This is a genomic window from Bacteroides gallinarum DSM 18171 = JCM 13658 (assembly GCF_000374365.1).
GTDB lineage: Bacteria > Bacteroidota > Bacteroidia > Bacteroidales > Bacteroidaceae > Bacteroides > Bacteroides gallinarum.
Window position 1 is genome coordinate 94,999 of sequence record NZ_KB894123.1, and the last position, 17,533, is coordinate 112,531.

Genomic DNA, 17,533 nt, shown 5'->3' on the forward strand with positions numbered 1-17,533 from the left:
TGGATGAGAAATAAGAAAATTCAACTAATCGGGTACGTGCTGGTGTGTGTACTGCTGGTTTCTTGCGGAACTTCCCGCCAGAAGGCGAAGGTACGGCCGGTGGAGGCTGCCGTGCTTACTCCGGAGCAGCAGCGCAAGTACGATTACTTCTTTCTGGAAGCAGCCCGCCTGAAAGTGCAGAAAAAGTACGATGCCGCTTTTGACTTGTTGCAACACTGCCTGACTATCAATCCGGATGCCTCGTCGGCATTGTACGAGCTGGCGCAATATTATCTGTTCCTGAAACAAGTACCTCAGGGGCAGGCTGCGTTGGAGAAGGCCGTAGCAAACGACCCAGACAATTATTGGTACAGCCAGGGGCTGGCAAACCTTTACCAGCAACAGGATGAGAAAGAGAAAGCGGTGGAGCTGCTGGAAGGCATGTCCGTCCGCTTCTCGGGCAAGCTGGACCCGCTTTATGCCTTGCTGGATATTTATAACCGGGAGGAGCAGTACGACAAGGTGATTGCCACACTGAACCGGATTGAGGGGAAAATGGGCAAGAACGAGCAGTTGAGTATGGAGAAGTTCCGTATCTACTTGCAGATGAAAGACAATGAGAATGCTTTCCGCGAAATAGAGAGCCTGGTGGCGGAGTATCCTATGGACTCCCGTTATCAGGTTGTGCTGGGCGATGTCTATATGCAGAACGGAAAGGAGGAAGAGGCCTATAACGTATACCGTAAAGTATTGGATGCGGAGCCGGACAATGCCATGGCAATGTATTCGCTGGCCTCTTATTATGAGGCGACCGGCCAAAAGGAGCTTTACCGGCAACAGTTGGATACTTTGCTGCTTAACAGGAAAGTGCCTTCGGAAACGAAGATAAACGTAATGCGCCAGTTTATAGTGCAGAACGAGCAGGACGGGAAAGACAGCACGCGGGTTATCGGTCTTTTCGACCGTATCCTGGAACAGGAACCGGACGATGCCGGTATGCCTATGTTGTATGCCCAGTACTTGCTCTCTAAAGGGATGAATGGAAAAGCGTTTCCCGTGTTGCGCCAGGTACTGGCGATAGAGCCTACCAATACGGCAGCCCGGATGATGTTGCTGGGCGAGGCGATACGGAAAGAGGATTACAACGATGTTATCGGCCTGTGCGAAACCGGTGTAGAGACCAATCCCGAAATGCTTGAGTTCTATTTTTATCTGGCTATTGCTTACAACCAGGCCGAACGGACGGACGATGTGATTTCGGTGTGCCGGAAAGCGCTGACGCAAACCACGGCCGACAGTAAGAAAGAGGTCGTATCCGATTTCTATTCCATTCTGGGAGATGCTTATCATATGAAGGACTTGCATACGGAGGCTTATGCCGCTTATGATTCGGCGTTGGTATATAACCCTTCCAATATCGGTGCATTGAATAATTATGCCTATTACTTGTCCGTCGAGCGCCGTAACCTGGATAAAGCAGAGGAAATGAGCTATAAGACGGTAAAGGCGGAGCCCGGCAATGCCACTTACCTGGATACGTATGCTTGGATTCTGTTCGAGAAAGGCAATTATGCCGAAGCCCGCTTGTATATAGACGACGCCATGAAGAACGACGGCAGCAAAAGCGATACCATTGTGGAACATTGCGGCGACATCTATTATATGACGGGTGATGTGGATAAAGCCCTGGAGTACTGGAAGCAGGCGTTGGAAATGGGCAGTGAGTCCAAGACGCTGAAGCAGAAGATTAGGAAAAAGAAATATGTAGCCGGTGATTAGCATCCGGCACACGATAAAAATGATTAGTGATGAAACGAACGATATTGAATAGCAAGACGCTGGTCTTTGTCCTTTTTCTTCTCTGCTGCCTGGCAGGTTGTAAAACTTCCCGCAAGGCGGAGACGTCTAAATTGCCTGAAAGTGCCCGTTACCTCTCGTCTAAAGTACGGCTGACCGTCCCTACCAAAGATGCGGTATTCACCGTGAACGGTACGATGAAGCTGGTGAGCGGCGAACGGATGCAGCTCTCTTTCCTGATGCCTATCATACGTACGGAAGTGGCACGCATGGAGGTGACTCCCGAGGAGATATTGCTGGTAGACCGTATGGGCAAGCGCTATGTGCGGGCTACCCGCAACGAGTTGAAGGACGTATTGCCCAAGAAGGCGGATTTTGCCCGTTTGGAGAAAATCCTGTTCGATGCTTCCAAGCCCGGCGGAAAGAAAGATTTGTCGGGAAAGGAGTTGGGCATCCCTTCGCTGGAGAAGGGCAGGATTGAGTTGTCCGGCTTTTCTTATGAGCCGTTTTCCCTGACACCTACCGAGCTGTCCTCGAAATACACGCAGGTCGAGTTGAGTGAGATATTGGAAATGCTGATGAGCTTATGAGACGTTTGCTTTGTATTTTTATAGGTTGTTTCTGCCTGGCTTTTCCGCTTCTTGCACAGTCCAACAAGCTGATAAAGGAACTGGAAAGCAAGCGCGGTGTCCTGCAAAAGCAGATTACCGAGTCGGAAACGCTTCTGAAAACTACAAAGAAAACCGTACGCAGCCAGTTGAACGGTCTTGCCGCCCTGACGGGACAGATAGAGGAACGTAAACGTTATATTCTTACCATAAATAATGATGTGGAGGCGATAGATCGCGAACTGTCGTCGTTGGAACGCCAGTTGGGAAAATTGCAGCGCGATTTGAAAGACCGGAAGAAGAAATACGAGTCTTCCGTCCGCTATCTTTATAAGAACCGTTCCATTGAGGAGAAGTTGATGTTTATCTTCTCTGCCCAAAGCCTTGCGCAGACCTATCGCCGTTTGCGGTATGTACGCGAGTACGCCACTTACCAGCGTTTGCAGGGTGAGGAAGTGCTGAAAAAGCAGGAACAGGTCAATAAGAAGAAAGCGGAGCTTAGGCAAGTGCGCACTGCCAAAGCCAATTTGCTGCAAGAACGTGAGGCCGAGAAAATAAAGCTGGAAGAACAGGAGAAGGAAAAACGTACCCTCGTAACCAGTTTGCGGAAGAAGCAGCGCGGACTACAGAATGAGATTGCCAAGAAGCGTCGCGAGGCCAACCAGCTCAACGCCCGCATCGACCGCCTGATTGCGGAAGAAATAGAGAAAGCCCGCAAACGTGCCGCAGAAGAAGCCCGCCGTGAAGCGGCAGCCCGCAAGAAGGAGGAAGCTAAAGCGGCTGCGTCCGGCACTTCCAAGACCAAGGCGGCTCCTTTGGAGGCTTATACCATGAGTAAGGCCGACCGCGAGCTGTCCGGCGATTTTGCCAGTAACCGCGGCAAGTTACCTATGCCTATCAGCGGGGCTTATATCATAACCAGCCATTACGGGCAGTACGCGGTGGAAGGGTTGCGCAATGTCAAGCTGGACAATAAGGGCATAGACATCCAGGGAAGGCCGGGAGCGCAGGCACGTGCTATCTTCAACGGTAAGGTGGCGGCGGTATTCAAGCTGAACGGGCTATTTAATATCCTTATCCGTCATGGAGCATATATTTCGGTATATTGCAATCTGGCTTCCGCTTCGGTCAAGCAGGGCGATACGGTCACTACCAAACAGGCTATCGGGCAGGTGTTCTCAGACGGAGCCGACGGCGGGCGTACGGTACTCCACTTCCAGTTGCGCCGTGAAAAGGAGAAGCTGAATCCCGAACCCTGGCTAAACAGGTAATCTTGTTATATCGTTGCCCCGTCCAACAGTTCCAGGTAGAACGTAATGGCTTCTTCAATCTCTTTGACGAAGATGAACTCGTCTGCGGTGTGCGAACGGCTACTCTTGCCCGGTCCCATTTTCATGGACGGAAAGGGCATCAGTGCCTGGTCTGAAAGCGTGGGAGAACCGAACGGTATCCTGCCCGATGCAACGGCCTTTTTTACCAGCGGATGGTCGGGCGATACATGCGACGAACTCAAACGGAAAGACCGCGCCTGGGCTTCACAACCGATATGTTTCCGTATCTCATCGAAAAGCTCCTTGTTGGTGTAGCATTCGTTGCTGCGGATATCTACCGTGAATGTGCAACGGTCGGGCACGACATTGTGTTGCGTGCCTGCATTGACCATGGTAACGCTCATCTTTACCGGGCCTAACAAGGGCGACTCTTTCGGGAAACGGTAGTCGCGGAACCAGGCAATGTCGTTCAATACCTTATATATAGCGTTGTCGCCTTCGTTGCGGGCGGCGTGTCCCGATTTGCCGTAGGCGGTGACATCCAGTACCATTAGTCCTTTTTCGGCAATGGCGGGCTGCATCTCCGTAGGCTCGCCTACAATGGCGAACTGTATGGGCGGCAACTCCGGCAATACGGACTCTATCCCGTTCTTACCCGATACTTCTTCTTCGCAGGATGCCAGGTAAATCAGGTTGTAAGCCTGCGTGGTACGGCAGAGTTGCAGGAATACTTGCAGCAGGCTGACTACGCTTGCCCCCGCATCGTTGCTTCCTAACCCGTAAATCTTGCCGTTTTCTTCCAATGGGCCGAAGGGGGCTTTCCGCCACCCGTTTACCGGCTTCACCGTATCAATGTGTGAGTTTAACAACAGTGTCGGTTTGTTTAGGTCGAACATCGGGCTGAGACACCATATGTTGTTGCCTTTTCTTCCGGTTGCCATTCCCTGCATTTCGATGTAATTCTGTAAGAAGTCGGCAGCTTGTTCTTCTTCACGGCTTAGCGAGGGGATAGCTATCAACGATTTAAGCAATCCGGTCGCTTCGGAAACTAAAGTCTGTATGTCGGTTGTCATCGTCAAGATTAGTTATATATTCGTTATTACTCTGCAAACTTACGGATAAATCCCGAAAAAGGAGATAGTTTCAAATAAAACTAATACCTTTGTACTCATATTTACCAATTTATTAAAGATATGACTTATCATCATTTGTCTGTCATGGTACATCGTCAGGCAGAGAAGTATGGAGACAAGGTAGCCCTTAAATACAGGGATTACGAAACATCGCAATGGATACCTGTCACTTGGAATGAGTTCTCCCGGACAGTACGCCAGGCAGCCAATGCTTTGGTAGCTTTGGGAGCGGAGGAGCAGCGGAATATCGGTATCTTCTCACAAAATAAACCGGAATGTCTGTTTACTGATTTTGCAGCTTTTGCCAACCGCCTGGTAACTATACCGCTGTATGCTACCAGCTCTTCGGCACAGGCACAATATATTATCAATGACGCCCAGATACGTTTTCTTTTCGTAGGCGAACAGTTTCAATACGATGCCGCTTTCAGTGCGTTCGGCTTTTGCCACTCTTTGCAGAAGCTGATTATCTTCGACCGTAGCGTGGTACTCGACCCCCGCGATAAGACATCTATCTATTACGACGAGTTTCTTGCGTTGGGCAAGGATTTCCCCCATAATGAGGTTGTGGAAGAGCGTACGGCGCGTGCATCGGACGATGACCTTGCCAATATCCTCTATACGTCCGGTACTACCGGAGAGCCGAAAGGGGTTATGTTGCATCACTTCAATTACCGGGAGGCTCTCCGCATCCACGACATCCGCCTGACTGCCATGACGGATAAGGATGTATCCATGAATTTCCTCCCGTTGACGCATGTGTTTGAAAAAGCCTGGACGTATCTTTGCATCCACAGGGGGGTGCAGGTTTGCATCAATCTCCGTCCGGCGGATATCCAGACCACTATCAAAGAGATACGTCCTACACTGATGTGCAGCGTTCCCCGTTTTTGGGAAAAGGTCTATGCCGGTGTGCAGGAAAAGATTGCGCAGGAAACCGGTCTGCGTAAAGCGATGATGCTGGATGCTATCAAGGTAGGTAAAATGCATAATATAGATTATCTGCGTGCAGGTAAAACGCCGCCTTTGATGCTTCATCTGAAGTATAAGTTCTATGAAAAGACGATTTATGCTTTGTTGAAGAAGACAATCGGCATCGAGAACGGTAACTTCTTCCCGACCGCCGGAGCTGCCGTGTCCGATGAAATCTGCGAATTCGTGCATTCCGTAGGTATCAATATGCTGGTGGGGTATGGGTTGACGGAATCTACCGCCACCGTTTCCTGTTTCCTCGACCAGGGTTATGAAATCGGTTCGGTGGGAACCGTGATGCCCGATGTTGAGGTGAAGATTGGAGAAAACAATGAAATCCTGCTCCGGGGTAAGACGATAACCACCGGTTATTATAAAAAGCCTGAGGCCACCGCCGCCGCTATCGACAAGGACGGTTGGTTCCATACGGGAGATGCCGGTTATCTGAAAGGCGAGCATCTGTACCTGACCGAACGTATCAAAGATTTGTTCAAGACCTCCAACGGCAAGTATATCTCTCCGCAGGCGCTGGAAACCAAACTGGCGATTGACCGCTATATCGACCAGATTGCCATTATCGCCGACCAGCGTAAATTCGTATCCGCCCTGATTGTTCCCGTTTACGGTCTGGTAAAGGAGTATGCCAAAGACAAAGGTCTCGAGTATAAGGATATGGCTGATTTGTTGCAGCATCCTAAAATCCAGGCTTTATTTCGTGCCCGCATCGATACTTTGCAGCAGCAGTTTGCCAATTACGAGCAGGTGAAACGTTTCACTTTATTGTCCGAACCGTTCAGCATGGAACGCGGCGAACTGACGAATACATTGAAGCTGAAACGCTCTGTCGTAGCAAGTAACTATAAGGAGTTGATTGATAAGATGTACGAAGAATAAACCGCCGGAGTTGCGTTCGTTGTTTCTTTTTTATACCTTTGGGGACAATACAACTTTAAACTGGCTATGAAGGTAGAAAAATGTACAAGTAAGATAAGAATATTCAATAAGAAGAAGGAGGGATTGTGCCTCCTTTTCTTATTGATGCGCGTTTCGTCGTTTGCCCAGACCGGTCTTGACTCTTTGTTGAATGTACTCGATAAGGAGATTGTTCATAGCGCCCGTTATGAGGAGGGCAAGAAGCAGCGCATTGCTCTGATAAAGGAGAATGCTTCGAATCATAATGCCTCGCCGGAGGAGAAATATCGTACCAATCTTCGGCTGTTTGAGGAATATGAGGCGTATATCTGCGACTCTGCCCGCCATTATATCAATTTGAATATAGGTATTGCCAGACAGAATGGACGGCAGGACTGGCTGAATGAGTCGATACTCAAGAAAGTACATGTCCTTGCTACTTCGGGACTTTATGCCGAAGCGGTAGAACTGTTGGAAACTATCGACAAACGGCAACTCTCCGATGATATGCTGATAGATTATTACATGGCATTTGAGAATATCTACCTTTATCATGCCGAATATGCTCAGGATGACGAGTACAGACCCGAATATCTTAATAGGATGAATGCTTATAGAGACTCTGTTCTTCGGATTGTACCTAAAGGTACTTATAGGTATGTCATCATTAAAGGTCCGGTGCTTGTCGACCGGAATAGACAAAAGGATGCGGAAGAACTGTTGAATAACTTTCTCTTGAAATTGTCTTCGAATACGAGGGAGTATGCCATTGTCACTTCCATTCTTGCTTTTGTTTATCAACTCGACAATCAACCGGAAATGCAGAAGATAAGCCTGGCTAAAAGTGCCATTGCCGATATAAAAGGAGTGGTGAAAGAGAATAATTCTCTTCGGGCGTTGGCAGAGCTGCTTTACCGGGAAGGCGATGTGGAGCGTGCTAACAATTATATGAAGAAAAGTATGGCGGACGCCAGCTTGTATAATGCCCGTTTACGTAATGTACAGGCTTCCAAGATGCTTCCTATGATAGATTATTCCTACCAGTTGGAGAAAGAAATGCAACATAAGAAGCTGCAAATCTTCTTGGGAGTCATCAGTCTGCTTTCTGTTTTTCTCATTTTTACTATCGGCTACATTTTCCGTCAGATGAAGAAGCTGGCAAAAGCACGGTTGGAAGTGGTTTGTGCTAATAATGAACTGAAAAAACTGAATGCGGATTTGTTGGAAGCCAATCGGTTGCAGAAACAGATGAATGATTCATTGACAGAAACCAGCCGTATCAAGGAAGAGTACATCGGCCGGTTTCTCGGATTGTGTTCCGCTTATATCGATAAGTTGGAAACTTATCGCCGGATGCTGAATAAAAAGGCGGCTTCGGGCAAGGTGGAAGAGCTGTATAAAACACTCAAATCGACCCAATTCATCGATGACGAACTGAAAGAATTCTATTTGAACTTCGATAATTCCTTTCTGAGTATCTTTCCGGATTTTGTGGAATGTTTCAACAACCTGTTACCCGAAAGCGAAGCCATTGTACCAAAGCAGGGCGAACGCTTGACAACGGAAATGAGAATCTTTGCCTTGATACGTTTGGGTATCACGGATAGTGCAAAGATTGCGAGTTTCCTGCGTTACTCCATTACTACCATTTATACGTACCGTTCAAAACTGAAAAACAAGTCGCTGTATCGTGACGATTTTGAAGAGAGGGTGATAAAAATAGGCTCTTTTAAGGCTTAAACCGTTTATTTGCAATTTAGTTTTTTATGCTTGTGCTATATATCTATGTTGCTGATATATAGCACATATCATTTATGATGTTTTTAGATTTCTTTTAGTCGTACTATAAAATATATTCATAACTGCTGATATTTGCATTACCGTCTTTGGGATACAAAGAGGGAGAACTTATTGTTAATATTAAATCGAAGTATTATGAATGTAAAAAGAACAAAGCAATGTCTTTTCCGGTATTTTCTTATCTTTACCGGGTTACTTATTACAATGGTGGCTTCGGCACAGCAGTTTACGGTAAAAGGTACTGTGAAGGATGCGGCCGGCGAACCGGTTATCGGTGCCAATGTAATGGTAAAAGGAACTTCCAATGGAACTATTACTGATATTGACGGGAAATATTCTGTTTCGGGCGTCAATTCGTCGTCTGTACTTGTGTTTACCTTTATCGGCTACAAAAGCCAGGAGGTAGCTTGTGAAGGGAGGCATGAAATCGATGTGATATTGTCGGAGGATTTGCAGACCTTGGATGAAGTGGTGGTAGTGGGCTACGGCTCGTTGAGTAAGAAAGAACTTTCCAGCTCCATTGTGCAGGTGGACAGAAGCCAGTTCCAGCAGGGAGCGATGAATAATCCGATGGAGATGTTGACCGGCAAGGTTGCAGGATTAAACGTAAATAATACGGCTTCGGCCAATCCGAATTCCGGTTCGTCCTTGCAAATTCGAGGTGCAACCTCTATTACGGCCTCAAACGACCCGCTGATTGTGATTGACGGTATAGCCGGCGGGGATATCCGTAACCTTTCTTCGCAAGACATTGAATCGATGACAGTGTTGAAGGATGCGGCTTCTGCTGCTATCTATGGTACACGTGGTGCAAATGGCGTTATTTTGATTACAACAAAGAAAGGTGCCAGCGAACCGGGAACAGCCAAAGTAACTTATGACAGTTGGTTCGGTGTGAATTTTGCCAATGGCGGGCCGGATATTCTTTCACCGGACGAATTCCGCCGTTCGCGCCGTGGAACGGACTATGGTGCATCGACCGACTGGTATGGGTTACTGTTGAGAGATTTCTCTTATGACAATAACCAATATATCTCTATTGACGGCAGCACGAAAAATGGATATTATGGCGCTTCCTTCAACTATAAAAATGCAACCGGTATCGACTTGAAAAGTGCGCGCGAAGAATATGGAGGGCGCTTTGTAATAGAGCAGCGTGTCATAGATAACCGCCTGCAACTGAACGGTTCCTTGAATGCCCGTCGGGTAAATGAAACCTGGGGTAATGACGGTATGTTCGATACCGCTCTTTCTATGAACCCCACAATGCCTTTGTACGATGATAACGGTAATTATTACCAACCTTCCTCACCTACCGATGCACGCAATCCGGTGGCCGAACTGAAAGAGATAGACAATAACGGCCAGCGCATGTATGTATTGGGAACAGCCGAAGCCAAACTGAATATTCTTCGTTCTGAAAAACAGACGTTGAATACCTCTCTTAGTTATTCTTTACATTATAATGACTTGAAACAGCAATATTTTACTCCTTCCACTTCGGGAGAATCGTACTGGAACGGTTATAAAGGCCGTGCCGAAGTGACTTATCAGAAGTGGTACACGCAACGTCTGGAATGGTTGGCGAATTATACACTCGATATCCAAGACCACAGCATCAAAGCGGTAGCAGGTTATACTTACGAGAATACCCGTTGGGAACGTTTGCAGGCTTCCAATAACGACTTTGCCTATGATAATATCAAATGGCATGACTTGGGTAGCGGTAGTTACTTGACTGACGGAAAGGCGAAAATGGCGACCGGGCAATCTGCTTCCAAGCTGATAGGAACTTTCGGGCGTATCAATTATAACTGGAAGGATTTATTAATGGCATCTGCCTCTATACGCTATGAAGGCTCGACCAAATTCGGTAAAAATCATAAGTGGGGAGCCTTCCCGTCGGCTTCTGTTGCATGGGAAATAGCGAATATGGATTTTATGAAGAACGCTTCTAAAGTGGTGAAAAGCTTAAAGCCCCGTGTTTCTTACGGCGTTACAGGCCGTTCCGACTTCGACTCTTACCTTTCTTTAGCTACTTACAGTACTAAAGGCAGCTATTTTATGAATGGCGAGTGGGTAAAGGGATATGCTCCTTCTGTGAATGCCAATCCGGAATTGGGTTGGGAAAAGAGTGTCAGTGTCAATGTAGGTATAGATTTTGTTCTATGGAATCGCCTAAGAGGGTCTATCGACTGGTTCGACCGTCAGTCTAAGGACTTGCTCTATAACTATACGGCCCCCCAGCCTCCGTTTGTTTATAATAGCATTCTTGTCAATGTAGGTACTACGCAAAACCGTGGTGTGGAACTTTCCGTCGACGGTGATATTTTTAAAGGAACAAAAGTGGAATGGACTTCCGGTATCAATTACTCTTACGGAACCACTAAATTGAAAGTTCTTTCCAACAGCATGTATCAGGCGTCATATGTAGAGTTATACCAGAAACCGGGAGTGGGAACCAGCGAATATTTCTTCCGTGTGCAGGAAGGCGGTAAGGTAGGACAATTTTATGGTTATGAATATGCCGGAGTGGAAGACGGCAAGATGCTGATTTATACGGATGAAGGCGAGAAGGTCCCCGTATCGGATGCTGATGTCAAATATAAGCGTTATATCGGTAATGGAACCCCGACATCCTTTCTCTCATGGAACAATACATTACGTTATAAAAATTTCGATTTGAATATCTTTTTCCGCGGAGCATTTGGCTTCGATATTTTTAATATGCGTAAATATGGTATGGGATTGCAAGGTGCAGGTACTGACAATGTACTTCGCGATGCTTACCTCAAGGATAAAGACATTGTAACGGGCGGCGGCGTCATATCCTCTTTCTTCCTTGAAAAAGGAGATTATTTTAAACTGGAAAATGTGACGTTGGGGTATAACTTCACACCGAAGCCCAATAAAATATTGAATAGTATGCGTGTGTTTGTTTCTGCCAAGAACCTTTTTACGCTTACCGGATATTCGGGTAACGACCCCTCCATAGTATCTGTCAATGGCCTGACGCCGGGAGTGGACTCAAATAGTGCTTACCCTACGGCTACGCAAGTGAGCTTGGGATTGACATTGCGGTTTAAATAATTAGTACAATCATTCAATAGAACGAAAATATGAAACATATAAAGTATAACTGGCTGTTGCTGGCCATTCTGAGTTTTTCTTTGTCATCCTGTTTCGACCTTGAAGAAGAAGTTTTCGACAGGGTGGATTCCTCGATTTATTATCAGGATGAAAAAAGTGTGCAAGGCGCTGTCGCTTCTATTTATGATACGGGAGCAAGGAGCTATATGGAATATTTCTGGTATCTTCAGGAATTCTCTGCCGACCAGGTAGCATGGCGTTCCTGGAACGGAGGTTTGTGGGGATATGATGAAGCGGAAAAATTTGTTCTTTCTACCCATACATGGACTCCAGATTCCAAAATTATCCGCTCAACGTGGGAAACCTCATGGACTACTATCGGGCTTTGCAACACGTTGATTGCCGATTTGCAGACATTGAATCCTGCTTCGCTCAAAATGACGGAAGAAAAAATGAAGGCTTATATCGGCGAAGTACGTACACTCCGTGCATGGGCTTACTACAATATTTTTGAGATTTGGGGAGGCGCCTTGCCGTTGAATATCTCCGCAGGAACAGAAATCCCCCCTACAGCCGATTCGGACTTTGATACGAGCTGCAAGAAGATATACGATTTTATTATGGAAGAACTGGACGACTGTGTAAACGACCTTGCCCAAAACAGCGTAAATCGTATGAATCAGGCAGTGAACCGCATGATAAAAGCCCGTTTATTGCTGAACTCCGAGATTTTTATCAAAGAAAACCGTTATAGCGAGTGTGCGGCACTTTGCCAGGAGATACTGGACAACAAATACGGCACTTATTCCATAGCAAACGATTATCGTAGTATTTATTCGATAGATAATATCAACTGTCCGGAAGTGGTAATGGCATTTGCTTTTGAAGTAGGGCAGCTCGAGTGCGGCTGGATGCGCGACATGCCTTTCTTGCCCTATAACATTTGGGAATATTTCGGTGGAACTTATACGCAAAGCCCTTGGAACTGCACTTGTCTGGCTCCTTCATACGACAATTCGGGTAATGTGAATTCATTCGGCGGAACGGATTCTCCGAAATGCTTCCTGGATGCTCCCTACAACGACAAGTTAGGTGCAGTGTACGAGCGTTATGATGACAGGGACATCCGCAAGCAGAATTATGTATATGATGAAACGACCGGCAACTATGAAGGGATGTTCCTGAAAGGGGCCATTAAAGCCAACTATGGGAAGGGTGAAGCACTAAAAGCGGATGCAGACCGTGACGGACAGCCTATCGTATACGTCGATCAGGTAGGCACATTTATGAATAAAGGCCGTAATCTGGAAACTGTGATGTCGCCCCGTTGGGGAGAAACGACTTCAGGTGTGAGACTGGTGAAGTATCCTATCTATCCGGAATCTGTTGGAATAGACTTTCAGAATATAGACGAAGTCGAATTCCGTTTGGCCGAAGTGGTATATATGTTGGCAGAGTGCAAGATGCGTGCCGGAGATTCCAACGGAGCGAAAGAATTGGTGAACAGTGTGCGTAAGCGTTACTTCACAGCATCGGACTGGGCAACAGTGAAAGATATACCGGGACCCGGCTTTACCGACTTCGACATGGACTGGATGTTGAGCCAATGGGGACTGGAATTCCTTTCCGAAGGCCGCCGTCGCCGTACAGACCTGCGCCGTTTCGATAAATTTACGCAAGGACAGTGGTGGTTTTTCGGTAGGGCTACGGAAGACGGTAAGGTACTTCCTGCAAAGCGCGACCGTAAATACGAGTGGTATCCGCTCCCGTCGTCTGCTTTATTGGTAAATCCGGGACTGGTACAGAATCCTAATTATAAGTAATATTAAATCAGAAAACCCATGAAGAATATATTCTACTTACTGCTATTAATGCCATTACTGGCATTTTTAAACAGTTGCGATGATAAAGAAGAGATTGTTTTTGACAGTGAATTGTCTCAATTTGAGTTGAAAGATAATGCCATTTTGTTGGAAGTAATCATGCCTCAAGGTACATCTGCCGATGATAATATTTATATTGTAGGCGACTTTAATGACGGAGAAAAAGCCGTAGGCCAATTGGAGTGGCGTCTGGAGAAAGCTGCCAATAGTGATGTAAAATGGGGCATTTATCTCCTGCCTTCCACATTCAAGAATGGTAAGACACTGGCAGACGGTTTCTATTTCGTCTCGGAAAAACAGGGAAAGGAACGTACGGTAAAGAATGAGGATGTATCCCATGTCTTGGACGTAGGTGTAGGTACGCGAACCAATATAACGGTTTCCCGTTGGGCTGCTTATTTTGAGGAGGAAGAAGACCCGGATGAGACGGCACACAACGGTTATGTAATCTATGTAGAAGATAACTCGGGCTGGGATGCTGTGGCTCTTTATGCTTGGGGTGATGATTTACCTGAGTTGTTTGGCGCCTGGCCGGGCATACAACCTACCGGAACCGAAGTAAAGGATGGGGTTACCTACAAATATTTCGATACGGGTGCAGCCAATGAAGGGTTAACGTATAATCTTATTTTCAACAACAACAATGGCGGTGAACAGTTTGACGCTGCTGTCGTAACACTCGACCGCGATTATTACCTGCGGATTACAAGCACCGGCTATGAGGAAATAGACCCCAGCCAAGACATCGAACACGATGGATATGCTATTTTCATTGAGGACAAATCCGGTTGGGATGCATTATCTATGTATGCCTGGAGTGATGGCTTGCCCGAGCTGTTCGGTGTTTGGCCGGGTATTCCGGCTACCGGAACAGTGACGGTCAAGGGGGTTACTTATAAATATTTCGATACGGGGAAAACGAACGAGGGGCTGACATATAATTTTATATGTAATGACGGCAACGGTCAGCAATTCGATTTGGCACCCATAACACTGGACCGCGATTACTATTATAGCATTACCGGTACGAAAGGGGTGGAAGTAGACCCGCAAAACCCGGGTGCGGTGGAGCCTGAGCCCGAACCGGAAGGCGGTTATACCATTTACGTAGCGGATAATACCGGTTGGGCAGGATTGGCATTGTATGCTTACGCTAATGATTCCCCCGTCATCGGTGATTGGCCGGGCATGCAGGCAACCGGAACCAAAGATATTAATGGGGTGACTTTCACCTATTTCACGATGCCGGCAGAACTTTCCGATACGTCTATAAGTATTATTTTCAATAACAATAACGGAGGAGAGCAGTTGTCAGACCTTCCGATAAATTTAAACAAGGATTATTACTTTACAATCACGGCCGATGCTTGTACGGAAATGCAAGTACCTGCTGCAAACTAAAAAACGAAACATATGAAATTCAGAAATTGTTTATTAGTGATATTTTCCATGTTGTTACTGCACCTCTTCACGGGGTGTAGTGATGACTCAGGAGAAGGAATGGAGGGTTTAAGCCCCGTATCGGGTAACATAGGAAATGAAGTTGTGTTATATGAAGCCAATCCGAGAGTTTTCGCCCGCACCGATGCCTTGACTGCCATTACGACACGCCTGGACGAAATAAAAGCTTTGGGAACTACTGTTCTTTGGCTGATGCCCCTTTATGAACAAGGGGTACAGAATGCAGTCGGTTCACCCTATTGCGTGAAAGATTACAAAAAGTTGAATGCCGAGTACGGTACTTTGGACGATGTGAAAACTTTGGTTGCGGAAGCGCATGGAAAAGGCATGCGTGTAATTTTCGACTGGGTAGCCAATCATACGTCCTGGGACAATGCCTGGATACAGAATAAAGCCTGGTACACACAAGACGCCGGCGGGAATATCATCTCTCCCGAAGGTATGGAATGGACAGATGTCGCCGATTTGAACTACGATAATGCAGATATGCGCGCTGCCATGTTGGAAGCTATGAAATATTGGATAGAAACAGTAGATATAGACGGTTATCGTTGCGATTATGCGGAAGGGGTTCCTCATGATTTCTGGCAACAGGCTATCGAGGAACTGAAGGCAATCAAAGGAGACGAACTGCTGATGCTTGCCGAAGGTAGCGAAGCCGCTTTGTTTACCGACGGGTTCGATTTGGTATATGGGTGGAATTTCGCACAAGAACTGCAGGATGTCTTTGCCGGGAAATCGAAACTGTCTGCTTTGTATGAGGTGCATAACCAGGAATATAATGGTATCCCTGCGGGCAAACAACGTTTGCGCTATTCTACCAACCACGATTTGGCTGCGGAAAAGTCTCCATTGGAAGCCTATAAGAACGAACGTGGAGCAATGGCGGCATTTGTTATCGCCTCTATGCTGGGAGGTACGCCTCTTATATACAGTTCGCAAGAGATTGCTTACGATTCTCCGCTTTCGTTTTTCGAGTATAAATCAATCGATTGGAACTCGAACCCCGATTACCTGAGTGAATATAAACAACTGATGCAAATTTATAAATCATCGGTAACGCTGAGGGAGGGAATCCTGAAAACCTATGAAACCGGCAAGGTCGCTTCTTTTTATTACAAGAGCGGAGACAAAGGGTTGCTTGTAATGGTAAATACCACCGATGAAACCCTGACAGTGAAAGCCCCCATAGAGCGTGTAGGCGATAATGTGAAGAACCTGATGACAGGCGAAGTGACAACACTTCCGATAGCTCTGACGCTGGAACCTTACCAGTATTATATTTGGGAAAAAGAATGACTGCTATGCGAATAAGGAATATACTGTTTCCGATAGGATTATTGTTATTGCTTTGTGCATGTAGCGGGGCGAGGCGCAATAATGCCGCCTGCTCGTTGCCCCTTCCCGAGGATGTGGTAATGTATCAGGTAAATCCGCGTGTATTTGCCCCGAGTTCCTCTTTCAATGCGATAGGCGGGTATTTGGATTCCATTTGCCGGTTAGGAGTAAACGTTGTGTGGTTTATGCCCATTAACGAAGTAGGCCGGGAGAAATCGGTGAATTCTCCTTACTGTGTAAAGGATTATAAATCGGTCAATCCGGAGTTCGGTACATTGGATGAATTTAGAGATTTGGTTGATGCTTGCCACAAGAAAGGATTGCATGTCATTATCGATTGGGTGGCAAACCATACCTCCTGGGACAATGCTTGGATACATAATAAGGAGTGGTATACACAGGATGAGGAAGGAAATATAGTTTCTCCGGCTAATACCGGGTGGAAAGATGTCGCTGATTTGAATTTCGACAATAAGGAAATGCGTCTTGCCATGATTGATGCCATGAAATTCTGGGTAGATAGTGTCGGAGTAGACGGCTTTCGTTGCGATGCCGCCGATTTTGTTCCTTTCGATTTCTGGAAGCAGGCTATCGATTCGCTCCGGGCAACCCCTCATCGTCCGTTGTTACTATTGGCCGAAGGCAAACGGAAAGACCATTTTACTGCCGGATTTGATATGAATTATGCCTGGGATTTCTTGGAAGGCGTTCGCAATGTGTTCGTGAAAGACAGTTGTGTTACCACCTTATTGGATATAGCACATGCAGAGTATGATACGATTCCTGCCGGAAAGGTAAAACTCCGTTTCATTACTAATCACGACGAAATGGCAAAGATGTCCCCTGTAAAGGAGCTTGGAGGCGAACGCGGAGCAATGGCGGCCTTTGTGCTTTCATCCTATCTGCAGGGAGGCGCGCTGATTTACAGCTCGCAGGAAGTAGCCTTTCCGGAACGTGTGGATTTCTTCCATTATTGTCACATAGACTGGAATGCCGATAATGCGATACGGACGGAATATGAAATCTTGATGAGGCTTTATAATGATTATCCTGCCATTCGTAAAGGAAACCTGAAGACTTATCCGGACTGCAATGTGGCGGCGTTTCAAAAAGAAACGGCTCAGGACCGTTTCCTAATCGTGGTGAATGTACGCAATACAGCCCAGGCCTTTTTGTTGCCCGAAGAGTGGAAAGGGCATGAATGTACGGATGTGTATCGGGACACTCCGGTTGTATTGGCAGATACGTTGCGTCTGGCTCCCTATGAATATAGAATACTTAAATATTAG

Annotated in this window: 11 protein-coding genes; 10 read left to right on the plus strand and 1 reads right to left on the minus strand. The window is 46.6% G+C overall.

The genetic code is table 11. From position 1 onward, the window contains the following. The first annotated feature begins 3 nt into the window (after positions 1 to 3). From C233_RS0106930 to C233_RS0106940, 3 genes are read left to right on the plus strand one after another with little or no spacing between them, the layout of a single operon-like run. Complete coding sequence (locus C233_RS0106930; protein ID WP_206514141.1) at positions 4 to 1,758, plus strand: tetratricopeptide repeat protein; 1,755 nt, start codon at positions 4 to 6, stop codon at positions 1,756 to 1,758. 29 nt (positions 1,759 to 1,787) lie between these two features. Next, positions 1,788 to 2,366, plus strand: coding sequence for a DUF4292 domain-containing protein (locus C233_RS0106935; RefSeq protein ID WP_018666869.1), 579 nt, complete (start codon positions 1,788 to 1,790; stop codon positions 2,364 to 2,366). Next, on the plus strand, positions 2,363 to 3,655 hold the full coding sequence (locus C233_RS0106940) for a murein hydrolase activator EnvC family protein (RefSeq protein WP_018666870.1): 1,293 nt from the start codon (positions 2,363 to 2,365) through the stop codon (positions 3,653 to 3,655). The genes C233_RS0106935 and C233_RS0106940 overlap by 4 nt, the downstream gene beginning before the upstream one ends. Positions 3,656 to 3,660: 5 nt before the next feature. Here the strand turns inward: C233_RS0106940 and C233_RS0106945 are convergent, their stop codons facing one another. Then, on the minus strand, positions 3,661 to 4,728 hold the full coding sequence (locus C233_RS0106945) for a M20 family metallo-hydrolase (protein ID WP_018666871.1): 1,068 nt from the start codon (positions 4,726 to 4,728) through the stop codon (positions 3,661 to 3,663). Between the two features lie 120 nt (positions 4,729 to 4,848). On the opposite strand from C233_RS0106945, the gene C233_RS0106950 reads away from it, so the two are divergent. From C233_RS0106950 to C233_RS0106980, 7 genes are all read left to right on the plus strand, one after another. Beyond that, complete coding sequence (locus tag C233_RS0106950; protein WP_025068568.1) at positions 4,849 to 6,654, plus strand: AMP-dependent synthetase/ligase; 1,806 nt, start codon at positions 4,849 to 4,851, stop codon at positions 6,652 to 6,654. Positions 6,655 to 6,720: 66 nt separating this feature from the next. Next, entirely contained in the window at positions 6,721 to 8,412 is a 1,692-nt protein-coding gene (locus tag C233_RS0106955) for a DUF6377 domain-containing protein (RefSeq protein ID WP_018666873.1), read from the plus strand. Positions 8,413 to 8,607: 195 nt separating this feature from the next. Beyond that, entirely contained in the window at positions 8,608 to 11,562 is a 2,955-nt protein-coding gene (locus tag C233_RS0106960) for a SusC/RagA family TonB-linked outer membrane protein (protein WP_025068569.1), read from the plus strand. A gap of 29 nt (positions 11,563 to 11,591) precedes the next feature. Then, the gene (locus C233_RS0106965; RefSeq protein ID WP_018666875.1) at positions 11,592 to 13,385 is read left to right on the plus strand and encodes a RagB/SusD family nutrient uptake outer membrane protein; all 1,794 of its coding nucleotides are present in this window, start codon (positions 11,592 to 11,594) and stop codon (positions 13,383 to 13,385) included. 18 nt (positions 13,386 to 13,403) lie between these two features. Continuing rightward, positions 13,404 to 14,846: a starch-binding protein gene (locus tag C233_RS22385; RefSeq protein ID WP_039747353.1), complete on the plus strand. Its 1,443-nt coding sequence runs from the start codon at positions 13,404 to 13,406 to the stop codon at positions 14,844 to 14,846. A gap of 12 nt (positions 14,847 to 14,858) precedes the next feature. Then, positions 14,859 to 16,205: an alpha-amylase family glycosyl hydrolase gene (locus C233_RS0106975; protein WP_051089634.1), complete on the plus strand. Its 1,347-nt coding sequence runs from the start codon at positions 14,859 to 14,861 to the stop codon at positions 16,203 to 16,205. A gap of 11 nt (positions 16,206 to 16,216) precedes the next feature. Next, on the plus strand, positions 16,217 to 17,533 hold the full coding sequence (locus C233_RS0106980; RefSeq protein WP_025068570.1) for an alpha-amylase family glycosyl hydrolase: 1,317 nt from the start codon (positions 16,217 to 16,219) through the stop codon (positions 17,531 to 17,533).

Bases quoted from the DNA above. Each gene is read 5' to 3' on its own strand.
- C233_RS0106930 (WP_206514141.1), top strand. From the start codon at position 4: ATGAGAAATAAGAAAATTCAACTAATCGGGTACGTGCTGGTGTGTGTA.
- C233_RS0106935 (WP_018666869.1), top strand. From the start codon at position 1,788: ATGAAACGAACGATATTGAATAGCAAGACGCTGGTCTTTGTCCTTTTT.
- C233_RS0106940 (WP_018666870.1), top strand. From the start codon at position 2,363: ATGAGACGTTTGCTTTGTATTTTTATAGGTTGTTTCTGCCTGGCTTTT.
- C233_RS0106945 (WP_018666871.1), bottom strand. From the start codon at position 4,728: ATGACAACCGACATACAGACTTTAGTTTCCGAAGCGACCGGATTGCTT.
- C233_RS0106950 (WP_025068568.1), top strand. From the start codon at position 4,849: ATGACTTATCATCATTTGTCTGTCATGGTACATCGTCAGGCAGAGAAG.
- C233_RS0106955 (WP_018666873.1), top strand. From the start codon at position 6,721: ATGAAGGTAGAAAAATGTACAAGTAAGATAAGAATATTCAATAAGAAG.
- C233_RS0106960 (WP_025068569.1), top strand. From the start codon at position 8,608: ATGAATGTAAAAAGAACAAAGCAATGTCTTTTCCGGTATTTTCTTATC.
- C233_RS0106965 (WP_018666875.1), top strand. From the start codon at position 11,592: ATGAAACATATAAAGTATAACTGGCTGTTGCTGGCCATTCTGAGTTTT.
- C233_RS22385 (WP_039747353.1), top strand. From the start codon at position 13,404: ATGAAGAATATATTCTACTTACTGCTATTAATGCCATTACTGGCATTT.
- C233_RS0106975 (WP_051089634.1), top strand. From the start codon at position 14,859: ATGAAATTCAGAAATTGTTTATTAGTGATATTTTCCATGTTGTTACTG.